Genomic DNA, 16,931 nt, shown 5'->3' with positions numbered 1-16,931 from the left:
ACATGTTGATAATCAAGTTAGGCGGTAGTTTATTAGGCGCACCAGAATTGTTACACTGGCTAGCGCTGGTAGTGAAATTTGGCGATGGTAAAGTAGTCATTGTGCCCGGTGGTGGCTTGTTCGCAAACGCTGTGCGCGAGGCGCAGCAAATTTCAAATACTAGCGATGAAGTTGCCCATCAGTTGGCACTTTTGGCAATGGATCAATTTGGTTTATTACTTGCTGGTTTGAATACTGACTTGGTGACTGCTAGTAGTGAGTTAGAGATTGCCGAGCGCGGCTGGCAGCATCGCGGAATTATTTGGTTACCCAGCAAAATGGTTTTGGCTGACTCTAGTATTCCGCAAAATTGGGACGTGACATCCGATAGCTTGAGTGCTTGGCTTGCCAATAAATTAGGTGCGGAGCATTTGATATTAGTCAAGTCTAAGTCTTTAATTACCTATCAAAAAGAAGCGCCAAGCAAGTTGCAACATCTAGTGGAGGATGAACTGATTGATAGTCAATTTGTTCACTTTTCTACGGATAAGAGTTTTCAAGCATGGGCATTGAATAAGGCAGACTATACTATTTTTGAGCAAGGTTTTAGTGTGCAGAAGCTGCAAGAAAAAGGCTTGCAGCTCAATAAATAATCAGTTAAAGGTGAAGCTATGACAACAAGTAAAGTGTATTCAGATCAAGAGGTTGAGGATAAATTAAAAGCAGACCTCCCACATTGGTTCTTAGAAAATGGTTGGATACGTCGCAAGTATAGAACTAGCGGCTGGAAAGCAACATTGATGGTGGTAAATACGGTAGGGCATTTGGCTGAAGCGGCATGGCATCATCCTGATTTAACGGTTTCATATGCTTTTGTCATTGTGAAGTTATGCACGCATGACGCTAAAGGCATCACCGATAAAGATTTTGAGTTGGCAGCAAAAATTGAATCTGTGATTGCTTGGCAACCTGCATTAGAAGGAGGTGCGTTAAAAGGAACCCCTAATGAAGACGCACGTTTTAAGTATATTAAGTATGATTAAACTCATCTGAGTTTAAGTGTAAAAGAGAAAATAATCGAGGTGAATACATAAAATTGAAGTTACGGGACGGATGCTGGACTTAATCCCAAGTCACCAATCTTAAATTAGAAGTAATTAATAGTTTAGCCTGAAGCAGTTTCAGGCTATTTACTTACCTTGCAAGGCTCTAATATGCGCATGACCAAGCATTTTATAAATACGAATGCGATGAACAAAAGGCCACCAATCATAAAGAAAGATTTGTAGTGGTCGCCACATGGCAACCCAGCCAATGATTGTTAAGCTTTCGCGCGCAATAGTCAAAGCGGTGCTGGATCCGAATTGCCCAATAATGTCTGCCGCTACTAAACATAATGAAACAAAGACCATACCAATTATTAAGCTAGTACGGCCCCGTCTTAAGAGCTGTTTGAATTCTCGGCGTACTAGTTCCGCCTTGAAGTTGAAATGATTATGAATTGCTTCCGTCAAGAGTGAGCTAGGGTCGCCATCAGTTGGCATATGCTCAATATGAATAATGATTTGTAATTTGCTTTTTGGAGAAAGTCCCAGCGCCCAAGTTTCTATAAATGTCTCGGCCTCTTTATCAAGATCTTTGACGAGAAAGGGGCTTGGATCCATTGAGTTAAACATTTGTGCAAAGTCACAAACACGCAGTTCAAGTTGATGTGGTGATAAAGTGTTGGTTTTCATGATTTATAGGATCAGCATTTCTTTGCTAGCAAGGTATCACAAGAGTATTGATTCTAAACTACTCGGCGTTTGGTTATACAAGATATTTCCACAAAAAAATGTCTAAAGTTTAATGTGAGTCTAGAGGTTTAAAAACTATGGTTATATAAGCTCAATAATATCTTCTCTGGTTATAATTTTAATTTTTGAAAACCAATATAATCAATAATTTAACCACATCTTTAAAATTCATTTAATATTGCCTTCATGTTTTAGACTAATCATTTAAATTTTTTAATCAGTAAAAGGAAATGGTCATGACAGATATTGTGCCTAATGTAGTTTTCAAAACGCGTGTTCGTGATGAAAGTGTTGCAAGTGAGAATCCATTTCGCTGGCAAGATGTAAGTACAGATGAAATTTTTACTGGAAAAAAAATTGTAATTGTTGCACTTCCAGGCGCTTTTACGCCAACTTGCTCCAGCAAGCACTTACCTGGTTTTGATGCTAAATTCTCTGAATTTAAAAGCCTAGGTATCGATGAGATTTACTGCATCAGCGTTAATGATGCTTTTACTATGTTTCAATGGGCTAAAAATCTAGGTGTTACCCATGTAAAAATGCTACCAGATGGCAATGCTGACTTTACTCGTATGATGGGTATGCTTGTGAAAAAAGAAAACCTAGGATTTGGCGAGCGCTCTTGGCGCTACTCAATGTTTGTGGATAACAAAAAAATTGTGAAACTATTACAAGAGCCAGGCATATGCGATAACTGTGGCGATGATTCATTTACAGTGAGTGATGTAGATACTATGCTGAATTACTTGAAAAACAAGTAATTGGTTAAATGGGATTTATTTAATATGGGCGATGCATATCATGTATCGCCCAGTTTTTTATAGTCATTGAAATGAGAAAGTTAATTGTTTAAATATGATGTTGATTTGTTTGTCATTGGTGCAGGTTCAGGCGGTGTGCGCGCAGCACGCACAGCCGCTGGGATGGGTGTACGTGTAGCTATTGCGGAAGAAAAGTATTTCGGCGGCACTTGTGTAAATGTGGGCTGTGTACCAAAGAAACTATTTGTATACGCCTCACAATTTAGCGAGAATTTTGCGGCTGCTAAGGGATATGGCTGGCAATTACAAGCATCTTCTTTTGATTGGACAACCTTATTAAAGAGTAAAAATAAGGAAATCGAGCGATTGCAGGGGGTTTATGAGCGATTATTGAAAGAAAGCGGTGTTGAAATTATTGAAGCCCGCGCACATTTAATTGATGCTCATACCGTGAGTGTTGGCGGTAGAACCTATACCGCTGAGCGTATTCTTATAGCAACTGGCGGTTGGCCTTATATCCCTGATGTTCCAGGTAAAGAATTCATTGTTACCTCTAACGAAATGTTTTTTCTCAAAGAGTTGCCTAAGCGTTTGCTCATTGTAGGCGGTGGTTATATCTCAGCTGAATTTGCTGGCATTATGCATGGTCTTGGAGTTGAAGTGACCGTATGTGAGCGCAATGCAAAATTGCTAAATGGCTTTGATGAAGATGTGCGCGATTTCTTGGTTGAAGAAATGACCAAAAAAGGCATTAATTTCAGATTTAATAGCATCATTCAACATATAGAAAAAGTACAAGATGGCTTAATTGCCCATACTGACGTCGGCAATTATATTTCCACGGATTTGGTAATGTACGCTACAGGTCGTGTGCCAAATACTAAAGGTCTCGGCTTAGAAAAAATTGGTGTTAAGTTAGACCCAGTAGGCGCAGTTATTGTAAATTCAGATTACCAAACAAACATCCCTTCAATTTATGCACTTGGTGACGTTACCAATCACGTTAAACTTACCCCACTAGCAACGGCTGAAGGTTCAGTACTTGTAAATAAACTATATGCAGACAAGAGCGCAATAGTAGATTATGACCTCATACCTACAGCGGTTTTTAGTCAGCCGAATATAGCCACTGTTGGTTTAACTGAGAAGCAAGCGAAGCAAAAGTATGGTGCAGATATTGATATTTATATTGCCAATTTTAAGCCAATGAAAAATACTATTTCTGGCAGTAGCGAGCGCACCTTCATGAAAATGATTGTGGTCAAAAGTACTGATTGCGTGGTGGGTATTCACATGGTTGGCACCGATGCAGGGGAGATTATTCAAGGTATGGCAATAGCTATGCGTGCAGGCGTTACCAAGGCAATATTCGATAGTACCATCGGCATACACCCGACTGCGGCTGAGGAGTTTGTGACGATGCGTAAGCCTGTCCGCTAACTTACGCCGTCTAAATAATTACTTCCGAAATGAAAGGCAAAAATTTAGGCTAATACGCAATATTTAAGAAAAGGTCTCTTTTTTAAATTGCCCAAAGTGCAACATGATAGTAGGTAAGATTAATAAATTTAGAATCGTAGAGGTTACTAAACCTCCAACAATAATCGTTGCCATTGGGCCTTCGATTTCTCGCCCTGGCTGACCGCTACCGAGGGCAAGCGGTAGCAAGCCCAGCGCAGTGACCAGAGCTGTCATTAATATTGATGGTAGCCGTTCAGATGCACCACGTATGCAGGTTTCTAATCCCCAAACGCAATTTTCTTCGTCGACGAGGTGTTGGTAATGCGACACCATCATGATTGAGTTTCTAAGGGTGATGCCAAATAGTGTGACAAAGCCCACCAATGAACCTAGTGAAATCCAGCCGCCAGTAAACATCGCAGCAATTACACCACCAATGAGTGCAAAGGGTAGGTTAGCGAAAGTAAGCAACAGGTTGCGTAATCTGCCGAAGGCAATATAGAGCATCAGAAAGATACCCACGGCTGCAAGCAATGAATGCACAATTAAATCTTCACGAGATTTTGCATTCGCTTCAGCTTCGCCTGTGTAAGTCACAAAGTTTCCGTTTGAGAGCTTAACATCAATATTCATGCGCTTTTTCAATTCACTTGAAAAGCTCGCAATGTCACGGTTATGAATATTGCAAGTCACTGTTTGGATACGTTTAGCCCCAGCGTGTAATATTTTTGAGCGACCATTTTCTTGACTAATATCTGCTATATCTTTGAGGTACACAATCTTACCGTCAGGATTTTTAAGCGGTAACGAGCCAATTTCACGCAAATCATCGCGCACTGAGCGGCTGAACATCACATTCACGCTGGTCACTTGATTGCCTTGATAGATTTGTGTCGCTTGTACTCCTTCGTAGGCCGCTTGTATGTTCTCCAGAACGTCTAGCGATTGTAAGCCATATAATGCAAGTCGCTCTGGGCGTAAGCGTATGGTGAGCTCTGGAGTGCCTGGAGGCGATTGAATTTGTACTTCTGACGCGCCTGAAATGTTGCTAAGTAAATCGGCTACTTCGCGTGCATCTCGGTCTAAAGCATCTAAATCTTGCCCATGAATATTAATCACCATGGCAGCAGTAAAGCCTGAAATGGTCTCTTCAATACGTTCGGTTAAAAAAGTATTGATGGCAAAAGTCACCCCTATAAAACCAATTTCAGCCTTTCCATCATTGTCGTCATCTACAGTTTCTCCCGCTAACTCCTCCCGTATATTGTTGAGTACGCGGTTTTGTTCAGGTCCTGACAAGTTATCTAACTCAATTTCAAATTCGCTGTAATGTGTGCCAAATGTATCCGCAGCATTAGGTGCGCGACCAACCCATTGCGTTACGGATGTAACGCCTTTGATGTTACCCACAACTTTTGACACTTTTTCACCGATACGTAAAGATTCTCGTGCAGACGTCCCAGGCACGGCAGTCATGTGCATGATGTAATGACCTTCATGTAGATTTGGAATAAACTGACTTTTGAATAACGGTAAAATACCCAGCCCTAGCGCAATAAAGATGGTTGTTAGGCTTATCACCATCACGTAGTTGCGCTCGATGCGTTTCAATAAGCGCACGTAGCCTTTCTTCATCCACGCGATAAGTGGCGGGTCATTACTATCAAGCTTTCCACGCGAGAACAATAGGTAGCAAAGAGCAGGGGTTAAGGTGAGTGCGACCACTAAAGAGGCGACAATCGCGCTGATATAAGCATAGCCTAATGGTGCGAACAGTTTTCCAGCAACACCTGATAAAGTTAGTAGCGGTAAAAATACCAGCACCACAATAATCGTGGCATATACAACTGAACTGCGCACTTCCATAGAGGCATTAAATACGACTTGATGTGCAGGAAGCGGATTGCTAAGCAGTCGATTTTCACGTAAGCGCCTAAAAATATTTTCAGTATCAATAATCGCGTCATCGACCACTTCGCCTAATGCAATAGCTAAACCGCCTAGCACCATAATATTCAAGCCAGTGCCAAAGTAGCCCAATACAATGGTGGCTGCGAGTAATGAAAGTGGGATAGCAGTGGCGGAAATAAACGCGGTCCGTACATTAAACAAAAATAAAAATAACACGGCGATGACCAGTGTTGAGCCAATTAAAATATCAGTTTTAACGCCATCAATAGCAGTTTCAATAAAATTAGCAGGGCGGAACAATGCAGGATAAAATGTGATATTCTGCGCTTTAAGTTCGGGTGCCAATTCCTGCATGGCTTTTTCAACCGCTTCGGTCACGGCTTTAGTATTCGCCCCAAGTTGACCTTGTACCGAAAAATACACACCTTCCTTACCGTTAATGGCTGCCGCACTAATTGCTGGTGCCGCACCTTCTACCACTTGGCCTAAGTCGCTCAGGCGCACGGTTTGCCCATTGCGATGCATAATGGGCATTTGTCCAAGTTGCCTTACATTTTTAGCTTGGCCTTCAGTATTAATTAAAATACGTTGATTATTATTTTCAATATAACCAGCTCCGCGCACGCCTGTAACACGTGCCGTTGCCGTTAACACTTCTTGAATTGATAAGTTGTAGCGTATGAGTTTGCTAGGATCCACCAGAATTTGAAATTGTCTTACATCGCCGCCCAATACGTTCACATCTGCCACGCCAGGTACAGCCATAATGTGTGGGCGTATTGTCCAATCGACCAATGTTCGCAGCTCCATTAAGCTGCGTTTATCGGAGGTAAGACCCATCCCTAAAACCGTGCTGGCGCTCGAAGCTAATGGCGTGATAGTAGGTACGATGTTCTTTGGTAATTGATTGTTAAGTGTGGCCAATCGTTCAGCGACCACTTGTCTATTGCGATAGATATCAGTGTTTTCGTCAAAAATAATGGTGATTATAGACAAGCCTGGGATGGATTGAGAGCGCATGGACTCAATACCCACTGTGCCCGACAGCGTAGTTTCTATAGGCTGTGTGACTAACTGCTCGACCAGGCTAGAGGATAAACCTGGAGACTCTGTTTGAATGACCACTTGCGTGGGTGAAAATTCTGGAAAAACATCTAAATTGGTGCGGCTAAGACCATATAAGCCATACACAATGAGTAGGCAAGCCAAGCCAATAATGACACCATGAAAACGAATGGAAAAGCGAACGAGGGCGGACATCATGCTGTAGCTTAGTCCTCGTTCTCATTTTTAATTTGGTATTTCAACTCTTCAGATAACAGCAACTGTGCACCGCTATTGACTAGCTCATTATTCACCGCCAAACCCGAAGTGTTATACCAACCACTAATCGCTTCACTTTCAATTTCAACTTCAGTACTAATCCGTCTGCGAACAAATTTATCTGCACCAATTTTTTGGTAAACCCATGCTTGGTTAGCGTACCAAACCACAGCCTCGTGCGGCACAATCACGCCAGAACTAGCTTTGCCCTCTGTGCTAAGGCGCGTTGTTACGCGCATTCCAGCACGCAGACTGCCAGCTGGCGCGCGATAAAAGTATGTTTTACCTTGAAGGGTGCTATCAGCTTGTGGGGCATCTGAGATAAATTGCGCTTTAATCACTTGCGTTTGCGAACCCATTGGTACAATTTGTAGTGTGGTATTTTTACTTGGCGTCACATCAAAAGGTAATGAGATTTTTAATAAGACATCTTGTGACTGCAAAAGTGATTCAAACTCAGGATTGCTTGTAGTTTGTGTTGCCCAATTAGCGAGCGTGGCGCCCCATTGCTGGCGCATATTATCGCGAATGCCATTGGCTAATGTAGCGGAAGTGCTTAATTTTGCTTTTTCACCATTTAAAATTGCTTGTGCTTCTAGTACTGCGCGGTCGGACACGTTCTTATCATCTTGGTTTAATAACTGCAAACGTTGTAAATTTTGCTCAGCACTTGTCATGGTTGAACGTGTCACATTGCCTTCGGCAAGCGCGGCTAAATAACGGGTGCGCATTTCAATTAAGCTGCTCATAGCTTCAACCGTGCCGAATGAGGCTGTTACCGCTTGATATTGAGTGGCGTGCAGTTTAATAGTCTGTATGCCGCTTTGCTGTTGTGATGCGACAGGTAAAATGAGCGTTGCTACACCTTTTTCATTTACGTGATTATCGACTACCAGTGTTTTAGTCTCAACTTCTTCTTCGCCATTGGTGGTCGCTGCTTCATATTCGTCTTTACCGTAGAAAATTAAAAACCAAAACAAAATGACAATTAAAGCCGCTTGCAGGCCGATAATAATGGTTGCCTTACGGTTCATTTCTCACCCTCTAAATTAAACGCAGCGTTAACACTTTTTGAACTCGCAGAAACTTCACTCGCTAGCGGCTTTTGCAAAGTATTTTCTAATTGGTCTAATGATTTGTTTAGCTGAAAGTTGGCTAAGGCTACATTCTTCTCCGCATTTATAACTTCTAGTTGAGCATAAGTCATTTCTAACCTGTCAATATCCCCTGCGGTAAACTTGCGTTGCATGCGTTGGGTGTTAGATTGCTGTTGAGCCAGTAAGCGCTGCTGATTTTCTAGCGCCTTCTTAGCTTGAATGACTTCTGCATTAGCAATATTTGCCTCTAAAATGACTTTGGTTTGCAAGTCTTCAAATTGGGCAGCCTCAACCTCGCGTAACATAGTTGCCTCAGCAATTGCCACTTTGTTTTTATTCAGCAAGCTAAGCAGACCAGATAAACCAAGTGACCAGATGTTATCGCCAAATTCATAAGCTGCACCTGGACTAATAACCAGATCAGGATACTGCCCAGCAATTTCCAATTTCAATTTAGCTTCTGCCGCCGCATAGCGCTCTAGCGCAATTCTAATATCAAGACGGTTAAGTAATGTCGTGGTTTGAAGCTCGGTGTTAGTGAGGTTGTATTCTGGTCGCTTCTGATCAATATCTAGTGACATTGTTACTACATTTGCAAGCGGGACTCCTATATTGCTAGCAAGTTTAGATAGCAGAATCAGTTTAGTTTGCTGCGCAGAGTTGACTGTAGAGCTGATGGTTTGTAATCGTAGTTTAGCATTACTTAACTCAATATTAGAGGCTACGCCAACGCTGACACGCTTTTGGTAGATATTCACTATTTCTTCGTGGCGTAACTCTTCTATATGCAGTAAGTGTAATTGAGTTTCATTGAATGCATATTCAGTCAGCGTTTGCGCAATGTTATTGCGTAGTTGCCAAGCGATTTGCGCAATTTTAAGCTTGGCTGCTTTTGATAAATGTTGGGCGTTCTCTATACGTATTTCACGTTTATTCGCGGTTACTATTGGTATATCAATGCTTAAGCCGAAGGCAAATGGCTTTTTTGATGGATCGGGATCATCGCTGTGTGCTAAGTTACCATTAAGTGTAGGCGCTAAGCGTTGTGCAGCTCTGGCTCCTGATGCTTGAGTAGCACGCCACTGTGCGCGGGCAACATCTAAACTGGGATGAAAGAAAAGGGCACAATAAGTAAGCTCATCTAGCCCCCATTGACGAACTGGCAATTCATCGCTTGTATAACCATTAATTGAGAGGTATTCAATAAACGGCTTGCCAAAAGGATCTTTTAATTCAAATTTGGCTATAGCAGTTGAAGGTTCAATGGGTTTAGCAACATATTTTTGAAAGCTACATGCTGTTAAAACTGTTGAAAAGCAAGCTGCTAAGGCAATTATTTTAATTGGCCTGAGTTGATCGTATGTGTTTAGATGCGCGTGCTTAATCAAAACAGTAGCAATGGCGATAGTATAAATAATGAATGCAGTAATTTAGGCATCATTATTAAGGAGAGTTAATCGATGATTTCTGCATGTACAGCAGTTAAAGCATCTTGCAGAGTCTCTTCATTTAAGCCGTTAATTGTCGTAGCTAGTAAGTCTGCGGCTTCTATAGTAGAAACAGATAAGTCATGACTATCCATTTCTGCAATCAAGCCTGCAGCAGCACCCGTTACTTTCAACAATGATTGACGTTCGCGCATTAATAGCTCTAATTCAGCACGCAGCATATTGATTTCGTTTTGATTGATGTTAGTTTGCATGGTCTCGACTCTATATTAATGGTATTAATGATTCATATAACTTTAGGTGACATTCTCGCATAATCGTAGCTCGCTCTGCTAGAAAATCAGCCACAAACACAGGCAAAAATGCATTTATGCTTAAATAAAGAAATATTTTATTTTATCTATTCCCATTTTCACTAGTTGATATATAATGCCCGCTTGTTTGAAACGACGGTTATTTTAGTCGTTATCTACCTGCGAGAGTGGCGGAATTGGTAGACGCACTGGATTTAGGTTCCAGCGCCGTAAGGCGTGAGAGTTCGAGTCTCTCCTTTCGCACCATATATAAGGGCTTCCCAAGGGAAGCCCTTTTTGTTACCTAAGATCATCCTAATTTTTAAAACAAGTTTTAAAAATTCGCATACAAACTATTCTGGGTTTGATATTACATTCGGCGATGCCATTAAGTCTAGAGCGGAATCTTCTTGAAGCTGACTTCTCTGTCTATGCAGCTACTTTGATAATGGTGTTGGCATTTTTATGGGTAATCATCAAATTGCTAATAAAGCTGAGGATTCTTTTGAAGCTTCTGCAGCTATACTTAACTTCAGAGTTTTAACGGATGTTTAGATTAAATACTCCGCCTAAAACTAAGAATCAACACTTTTCTAAATGATGTTAAAGTCATAGTGAAAAAATGCAGGTGTTGTTTGTGAAGGAAAGTCTAATATGCTATAGTTTCCCGCTTAATTTACGCGAATTTTTGAGCCAATAGAGTTATTGAGAATGGCAAAAATAGACAAGGCTTGTTTAAAGTCTAGTATAGTTGCTGCTTAGCATGGTCTTGACGCTCTCTTTTTCGTACCAACTTACTTGTAAGAACGGCTTTGGTTATCACCTGTAATAGAGTGTTATCCACATTCGTACTTGAAAACTTAGAATATTGACTTTAGGAATAAACCGCATGGCATTGAATGTTGAAACTATCAGTAAACTAGAACGTCGTATCACGATTTCAGTTCCACTCCAACCACTTCAGGCGCAGATTCATCAGCGTTTGTCTCAAATGTCACGTACTGCAAAATTCGCTGGTTTTAGGCCAGGTAAAGCACCTATGGGTTTGGTGAATCAGCATTATGGTGACCAAGTGCGTGATGAAGTATATTCTGGTGCGGTTGAAAAAAGCTTTGGTGATGCAGTGGATGAAGCTAAATTGCGCGTTGCAGGTTATCCGAATATTGAACATAAGCCGTTCGATGCTGCTACTCAGAATTTAGAATATACGGCTACTTTTGAAGTATTTCCTGACGTTGTTTATGGCGATTTAGCTAAAATGAAAATTGAGCGCCCAGTGATTGAAGTGGGTGAGGCTGATGTTAAAAAAACATTAGACGTTTTAGTAAAGCAACGCGTGAGCTATTCACTTGTTAAACGCGCGGCTAAAAAAGGTGATCGCGTTAACGTGACACTTAAAGCTTCTATTGATGGTAAAGAGGTTGAATCAACTGGCGATAAAGGCATTGATTTAGTGTTGGGTGAGGCTGGTCGTGTAGAGACATTCGATGCGGAACTTACTGGTGGCAAAACTGGTACTTCAAAACAGTTTGATATTAGCTACCCAGCAGACCACACACCAGAACAATTAGCTGGTAAAACTGTTACTTATGATGTGACTTATGTGAGCGTTTCTGAGCCAAAATTGCCTGAATTAGATGCTGACTTTGCTAAAAGTCTCGGTATTGAAGATGGTGATGTTGAAAAAATGAAAGCCGAAATCACTGAAAGTTTGAATCAAGAAGTAACTAAGCGCGTAAGTGCTAAATTGAAAGAGCAAGTATTCCAAGCTTTGGTCGATAGCGCTGACTTTGAGATTCCTCGTATATTGCTTGGTTCTGAAATTAATCGCATGATGGAAACGACTGCGCAAAATCTAAAACAACGTGGCGCTGATTTGAGTACCATAAAACTTGAGCCTTCAATGTTTGAAGAGCAGGCTAAACGTAGCACTACTCTTCGTTTAATTTTAGGCGAGTTAATCAATACTAATGGTTTACACGCCAATGCAGATCAAATTCGTGCGATGGTTGATGTGTTCTCACAAAGTTTTGAGCGTCCAGCTGACGTGGTGACTTGGTACTACGCAGATCCTAAACGTTTAGATGAACCATCAGCTTTGGCTACTGAAGAGAACGCCGTGGCGTATGTGTTGTCCAAAGCTAAAGTATCTGATAAAAAAGTTAAATTCGATGATTTAATGGGAAATGCCTAAATGACAGGTTTTAATATGAATGGATTGCAACAATCGCAGTCAACGTTAGATCTGAGCCCTCAGGGTTTGGGTTATATCCCAATGGTTGTGGAGCAGAGTGGTCGTGGTGAGCGTTCTTATGACATCTATTCGCGTTTACTAAAAGAGCGTGTGATATTTCTTGTTGGCCCAGTCAATGATATGTCAGCAAACCTTGTAGTTGCTCAATTACTATTCTTAGAGGCTGAAAATCCAGATAAGGATATTTCTCTCTATATTAACTCTCCAGGTGGTTCTGTGACTGCGGGTATGTCGATTTATGACACTATGCAGTTCATTAAAGCCGATGTAAGCACTTTGTGTATTGGTCAAGCAGCAAGTATGGGTGCGTTCTTATTAGCTGCTGGCGCAAAGGGTAAACGCTTTAGTTTGCCAAACTCACGAGTGATGATTCATCAGCCGTCTGGTGGCTTCCAAGGTCAATCTACCGACATTGAGATTCATGCAAAAGAAATTTTGTATTTGCGTGCGAGATTAAATGATATTTTGGCGCACCATACAGGCAAAACCTCTGCAGAGATTGACCGTGATACTGAGCGTGATAACTTTATGAGCGCTACGCAGTCAGTGGAGTATGGCATGATTGATAAAGTGATTGAAAGTCGTACAGAAGCGGCATAATATTACTTTAAAGTTCAAAGTGTTGAAGTTGTAATGATAGTGATGTTGTTAAAAAAGTTACCATTTAAATAGGAATTACACATGGCGAATAAAGCCGACGGCGACAAGCTACTCTATTGTTCATTCTGTGGCAAAAGCCAACATGAAGTAAAAAAACTCATTGCTGGACCTTCAGTGTTCGTTTGTAATGAGTGTGTAGATTTGTGTAACGACATCATCAGAGAAGAAGTAAAGAGTACTGATGGTTTGAAATCAACGGATCAGAGCTTACCTACGCCGCAAGAAATTTGTAAAATTTTAGATCAATACGTGATTGGTCAAACGCACGCTAAAAAGAACTTAGCGGTTGCGGTGTATAACCACTATAAACGTCTGGGTCATAATAATCTGTCAGATGGTGGTCAAAAAGACGAAGTTGAAATTTCGAAAAGTAATATTCTTTTGATTGGACCAACAGGTTCAGGCAAGACATTATTAGCGCAAACATTGGCTAGGTTACTAGATGTGCCATTCGTGATGGCTGATGCTACCACCTTGACTGAAGCGGGTTACGTAGGTGAAGACGTTGAAAATATCATGCAAAAACTATTGCAGAAATGTGATTACGATGTTGAAAAAGCCAAACGAGGTATTGTTTATATTGATGAAGTGGATAAAATTTCACGTAAATCTGAAAACGCTTCTATTACACGTGATGTTTCAGGTGAAGGCGTACAACAGGCCTTGCTCAAGTTGATAGAAGGTACAGTTGCTTCTATCCCCCCACAAGGCGGCCGTAAGCATCCAAATCAAGAGTTTGTTCAACTTGATACAACAAATATACTCTTTATCTGTGGCGGTGCTTTTGACGGTTTAGAAAAAGTGATACGCTTGCGCTCTGAAAAGGGTGGTATTGGTTTTGGTGCCGAAGTAAAAGGTAAAAAAGATATTCGTCAGGTTGGCGCAGTGCTACGCGATGTAGAGCCTGAAGATTTGATTAAGTTTGGTTTAATTCCAGAGTTTATTGGTCGTTTACCAGTAGTCGCAACATTAGAGTCTCTTGATGAAGCGGCGCTCATGACTATTTTAACTGAACCTAAAAATGCGCTTACTAAACAATACATCAAGCTATTCAAGATGGAAGGCGTAGAGTTGGAGTTTAGAGAATCAGCCTTACTGTTAATTGCTAAAAAAGCACTCGAACGTAAAACAGGTGCGCGAGGCCTGCGTTCAATTCTAGAGCACTCTCTACTTGATATTATGTATGAGCTACCTTCTTTAGAGAATTTGAGCAAAGTTGTGGTTGACGAAGGTGTTGTTCGTGGCGACTCGCCAGCCATTTTAATTTATGCAGATAAACCTACAGAAGAAGCGGTTGGTTAAGCGTAGTTAATTCACTTCATTGCTTTTGTCTTTAAATTATTTTGTTTGAAAATTAAAGCATCTGCTGAAGCTTTAGACTTGAACTCTAAGGTTTCAGCCCCATAAATGATTCTGTAGGCATAAATGGCTTACTCTTTAGCTTAATTTGGAAGTCTCCATGACAAAATCATTACCTGTATATACTCCTGATAATGGCTTATTGCCAGTATTGCCGTTGCGAGACGTGGTTGTTTATCCGCATTTGGTAATTCCATTATTCGTTGGACGCACAAAGTCTGTAAAGGCCTTAGAAATTGCCTCTGAAGGTAATAAACAGATTTTATTGGTTGCACAAAAATCAGCTAATAAAGATGAACCAGATGCTGCTGACTTGTATGAAGTCGGCACCATAGCAACTGTACTTCAAATGTTGAAGTTGCCTGACGGCACGGTTAAGGTATTAGTTGAAGGCGTACAACGCGCCAAGGTTACAGGCTTTATTGAGACTGAAGAGTGCTTTGCCGCTAATGCTGAACTTATCGCCGAATCTGTCAATGATGTAGAGATTCAAGCCTTAATGCGGACCGTATTCGCTCAGTTTGATCAATACGTTAAGCTTAACAAAAAAATTCCACCTGAAATATTAACTTCACTTGCTACTATTGATGAGGCAGGGCGCTTAGCTGACACTATTGCGGCACATTTAACACTTAAGTTAGATGAAAAACAGAAAATATTAGAAATGTTTAGTGTAGCTGAACGTTTAGAACATTTGCTGCATTTGATGGAGGGTGAGATTGATATTTTACAAGTTGAGAAGCGTATTCGCGGGCGTGTAAAACGCCAAATGGAGAAAACTCAGCGTGAATACTACTTAAATGAACAAGTAAAAGCAATTCAAAAAGAATTGGGCGAGCAAGATGAAAATGCCGAAATGGAAGAGCTTGAGAAGCGCATAGAAGCGGCTCGCATGCCTAAAGAAGCGCTGACTAAAGTTGCCAGTGAGCTTAAAAAGCTGAAATTGATGTCACCGATGTCTGCGGAAGCTTCAGTGGTGCGTAACTATATTGATATTCTGATTAATTTGCCTTGGAAGAAAAAGACGAAAATCAGTAAGGATTTGTTAGCCGCTGAGAAAGTTTTAGACGATGACCACTATGGTTTAGAAAAAGTTAAAGAACGCATTGTTGAGTATTTAGCAGTTCAGCAGCGTGTAGAAAAAATTAAAGCGCCTATTTTATGTTTGGTTGGCCCACCAGGTGTCGGTAAAACTTCATTAGGTCAAAGTATTGCAAAAGCTGTAAATCGCAAGTTTGTGCGTATGGCTTTAGGTGGGGTACGTGATGAGTCTGAAATACGCGGTCATAGACGTACTTACATTGGATCTATGCCAGGTAAGATTTTGCAAAGCATGAGTAAAGTAGGTGTTAAAAATCCATTATTTTTACTCGATGAAGTCGATAAAATGGGTCAAGACATGCGTGGTGATCCTTCTTCTGCATTATTGGAAGTGTTGGATCCTGAGCAAAACCATACATTTGCAGATCATTATGTCGAAGTTGAGTATGACTTATCAGATGTGATGTTCGTGGCAACTGCCAATTCAATGAATATACCTGCGGCTTTATTAGACCGTATGGAAATCATTCATCTTTCTGGCTATACCGAAGATGAAAAAGTGAATATAGCAATGCGTTATTTATTGCCTAAGCAACTTAAATCACACGGTTTAAAAGAGCAGGAAGCCAGCGTTTCTGAGGCTGCTGTGCGCGATATCATTCGCTATTATTCACGTGAAGCTGGTGTGCGTAAACTTGAGCAAGAGATTGCAAAAGTATGCCGTAAAATAGTTAAAGAGCTGATTACGGTTAAAGCTAAAGAAGGTGCAAAAGCACCTAAAAAAATCACTGTTATACCTAAAAATTTAGATCAATACTTAGGTGTGCAACGCTACGACTATGGAGTTGCAGCAAAAGCAAATCAGATTGGGCAAGTGACAGGCTTGGCTTGGACATCCGTTGGTGGAGAGTTATTAACGATTGAAGCTGTTTTGTTATCGGGTAAAGGTAAAACGACTACTACCGGTAAACTGGGTGAGGTGATGAAAGAATCAACTCAGGCTGCAATGAGTGTTGTTCGTAGTCGCGCTAAACGTCTTGGTATTAGCGATGACTTCTACGAAAAAAACGACATCCATATTCACTTTCCTGAAGGCGCTACACCTAAAGATGGTCCAAGTGCAGGGATTGCTATTACTACCGCCTTAGTATCAATTTTAACTAACATTCCTGTACGTGCGGATGTTGCGATGACAGGCGAAATTACCTTGCGTGGTGAAGTTTTACCCATTGGTGGATTAAAAGAGAAGTTGCTGGCAGCGCATCGCGGCGGCATTAAAACTGTGTTAATTCCTAGTCAGAATGTGAAAGACTTGGCTGATATCCCTGAGAATATCAAAAACCATTTAGATATTCATCCTGTGCAATGGATTGATGAAGTGCTAGCGCTCGCGCTGGCTTCACAGCCAATACCATTGTCAGAAATACCCCAAGTTCATGACATTGTTACAAAAGACGTGCAAGCTGCTGATAAGTCAGTGGAAAATAAAAGTGCAGATGTAGAGGCTATTAAGCACTAGTGGCAATAAGTGTGAATCTTCAATTTAAA

Annotated in this window: 13 protein-coding genes and 1 tRNA gene; 9 read left to right on the top strand and 5 right to left on the bottom strand. The window is 41.0% G+C overall.

Annotation, left to right across the window (positions count from 1 at the left end; genetic code table 11):
* The first annotated feature begins 2 nt into the window (after positions 1-2).
* Both PSV17_RS09165 and PSV17_RS09160 read left to right on the top strand, forming a co-directional pair.
* Positions 3-632 carry a uridylate kinase gene (locus tag PSV17_RS09165; RefSeq protein ID WP_300481806.1) on the top strand — a complete coding sequence of 210 codons (630 nt, stop codon included), beginning with the start codon at positions 3-5 and terminating at the stop codon, positions 630-632.
* 18 nt (positions 633-650) lie between these two features.
* Positions 651-1,022 (top strand): 4a-hydroxytetrahydrobiopterin dehydratase, encoded by a 372-nt coding sequence (locus tag PSV17_RS09160; RefSeq protein WP_300481803.1) that lies wholly within the window; start codon positions 651-653, stop codon positions 1,020-1,022.
* 147 nt (positions 1,023-1,169) lie between these two features.
* Here PSV17_RS09160 and PSV17_RS09155 read toward each other — a convergent pair whose 3' ends face one another.
* A complete protein-coding gene (locus PSV17_RS09155; RefSeq protein WP_300481800.1) occupies positions 1,170-1,715 on the bottom strand; it encodes a hypothetical protein in 546 nt (181 codons plus the stop codon).
* A 296-nt stretch (positions 1,716-2,011) separates the two neighbouring features.
* Here PSV17_RS09155 and PSV17_RS09150 point away from each other — a divergent pair, with 296 nt between their 5' ends.
* Complete coding sequence (locus tag PSV17_RS09150) at positions 2,012-2,536, top strand: peroxiredoxin (RefSeq protein WP_300481798.1); 525 nt, start codon at positions 2,012-2,014, stop codon at positions 2,534-2,536.
* Positions 2,537-2,620: 84 nt separating this feature from the next.
* Positions 2,621-3,976 (top strand): glutathione-disulfide reductase, encoded by a 1,356-nt coding sequence (gene gor, locus PSV17_RS09145; protein WP_300481796.1) that lies wholly within the window; start codon positions 2,621-2,623, stop codon positions 3,974-3,976.
* Positions 3,977-4,039: 63 nt separating this feature from the next.
* On the opposite strand, the gene PSV17_RS09140 is transcribed toward gor, so the two are convergent.
* The 4 genes from PSV17_RS09140 to PSV17_RS09125 form a co-directional block, all read right to left on the bottom strand.
* Positions 4,040-7,171: an efflux RND transporter permease subunit gene (locus tag PSV17_RS09140; protein ID WP_300481793.1), complete on the bottom strand. Its 3,132-nt coding sequence runs from the start codon at positions 7,169-7,171 to the stop codon at positions 4,040-4,042.
* Positions 7,172-7,179: 8 nt separating this feature from the next.
* The gene (locus PSV17_RS09135; RefSeq protein ID WP_300481790.1) at positions 7,180-8,265 is read right to left on the bottom strand and encodes a hypothetical protein; all 1,086 of its coding nucleotides are present in this window, start codon (positions 8,263-8,265) and stop codon (positions 7,180-7,182) included.
* Positions 8,262-9,494: a TolC family protein gene (locus PSV17_RS09130; protein WP_300481788.1), complete on the bottom strand. Its 1,233-nt coding sequence runs from the start codon at positions 9,492-9,494 to the stop codon at positions 8,262-8,264. The genes PSV17_RS09135 and PSV17_RS09130 overlap by 4 nt, the downstream gene beginning before the upstream one ends.
* A gap of 287 nt (positions 9,495-9,781) precedes the next feature.
* Complete coding sequence (locus PSV17_RS09125) at positions 9,782-10,030, bottom strand: hypothetical protein (protein ID WP_300481786.1); 249 nt, start codon at positions 10,028-10,030, stop codon at positions 9,782-9,784.
* Positions 10,031-10,251: 221 nt separating this feature from the next.
* On the opposite strand from PSV17_RS09125, the gene PSV17_RS09120 reads away from it, so the two are divergent.
* From PSV17_RS09120 to lon, 5 genes are all read left to right on the top strand, one after another.
* A tRNA-Leu gene (locus PSV17_RS09120) sits at positions 10,252-10,336 on the top strand.
* 622 nt (positions 10,337-10,958) lie between these two features.
* Positions 10,959-12,263, top strand: coding sequence for a trigger factor (gene tig / locus PSV17_RS09115; RefSeq protein WP_300481784.1), 1,305 nt, complete (start codon positions 10,959-10,961; stop codon positions 12,261-12,263).
* Positions 12,264-12,923 carry an ATP-dependent Clp endopeptidase proteolytic subunit ClpP gene (gene clpP, locus PSV17_RS09110; protein WP_300481782.1) on the top strand — a complete coding sequence of 220 codons (660 nt, stop codon included), beginning with the start codon at positions 12,264-12,266 and terminating at the stop codon, positions 12,921-12,923.
* Positions 12,924-13,004: 81 nt separating this feature from the next.
* Positions 13,005-14,285 carry an ATP-dependent Clp protease ATP-binding subunit ClpX gene (clpX, locus tag PSV17_RS09105; protein WP_300481779.1) on the top strand — a complete coding sequence of 427 codons (1,281 nt, stop codon included), beginning with the start codon at positions 13,005-13,007 and terminating at the stop codon, positions 14,283-14,285.
* 157 nt (positions 14,286-14,442) lie between these two features.
* Entirely contained in the window at positions 14,443-16,902 is a 2,460-nt protein-coding gene (gene lon / locus PSV17_RS09100) for an endopeptidase La (RefSeq protein ID WP_300481778.1), read from the top strand.
* The last annotated feature ends 29 nt before the right edge of the window (positions 16,903-16,931 follow it).

Origin of the sequence: Methylotenera sp., assembly GCF_029946165.1 — a bacterium.
Classification (GTDB): Bacteria; Pseudomonadota; Gammaproteobacteria; order Burkholderiales; family Methylophilaceae; genus Methylotenera.
Note: the sequence above shows the minus strand (reverse complement) of the source record. Positions and strands in the feature narration are given on the sequence as shown.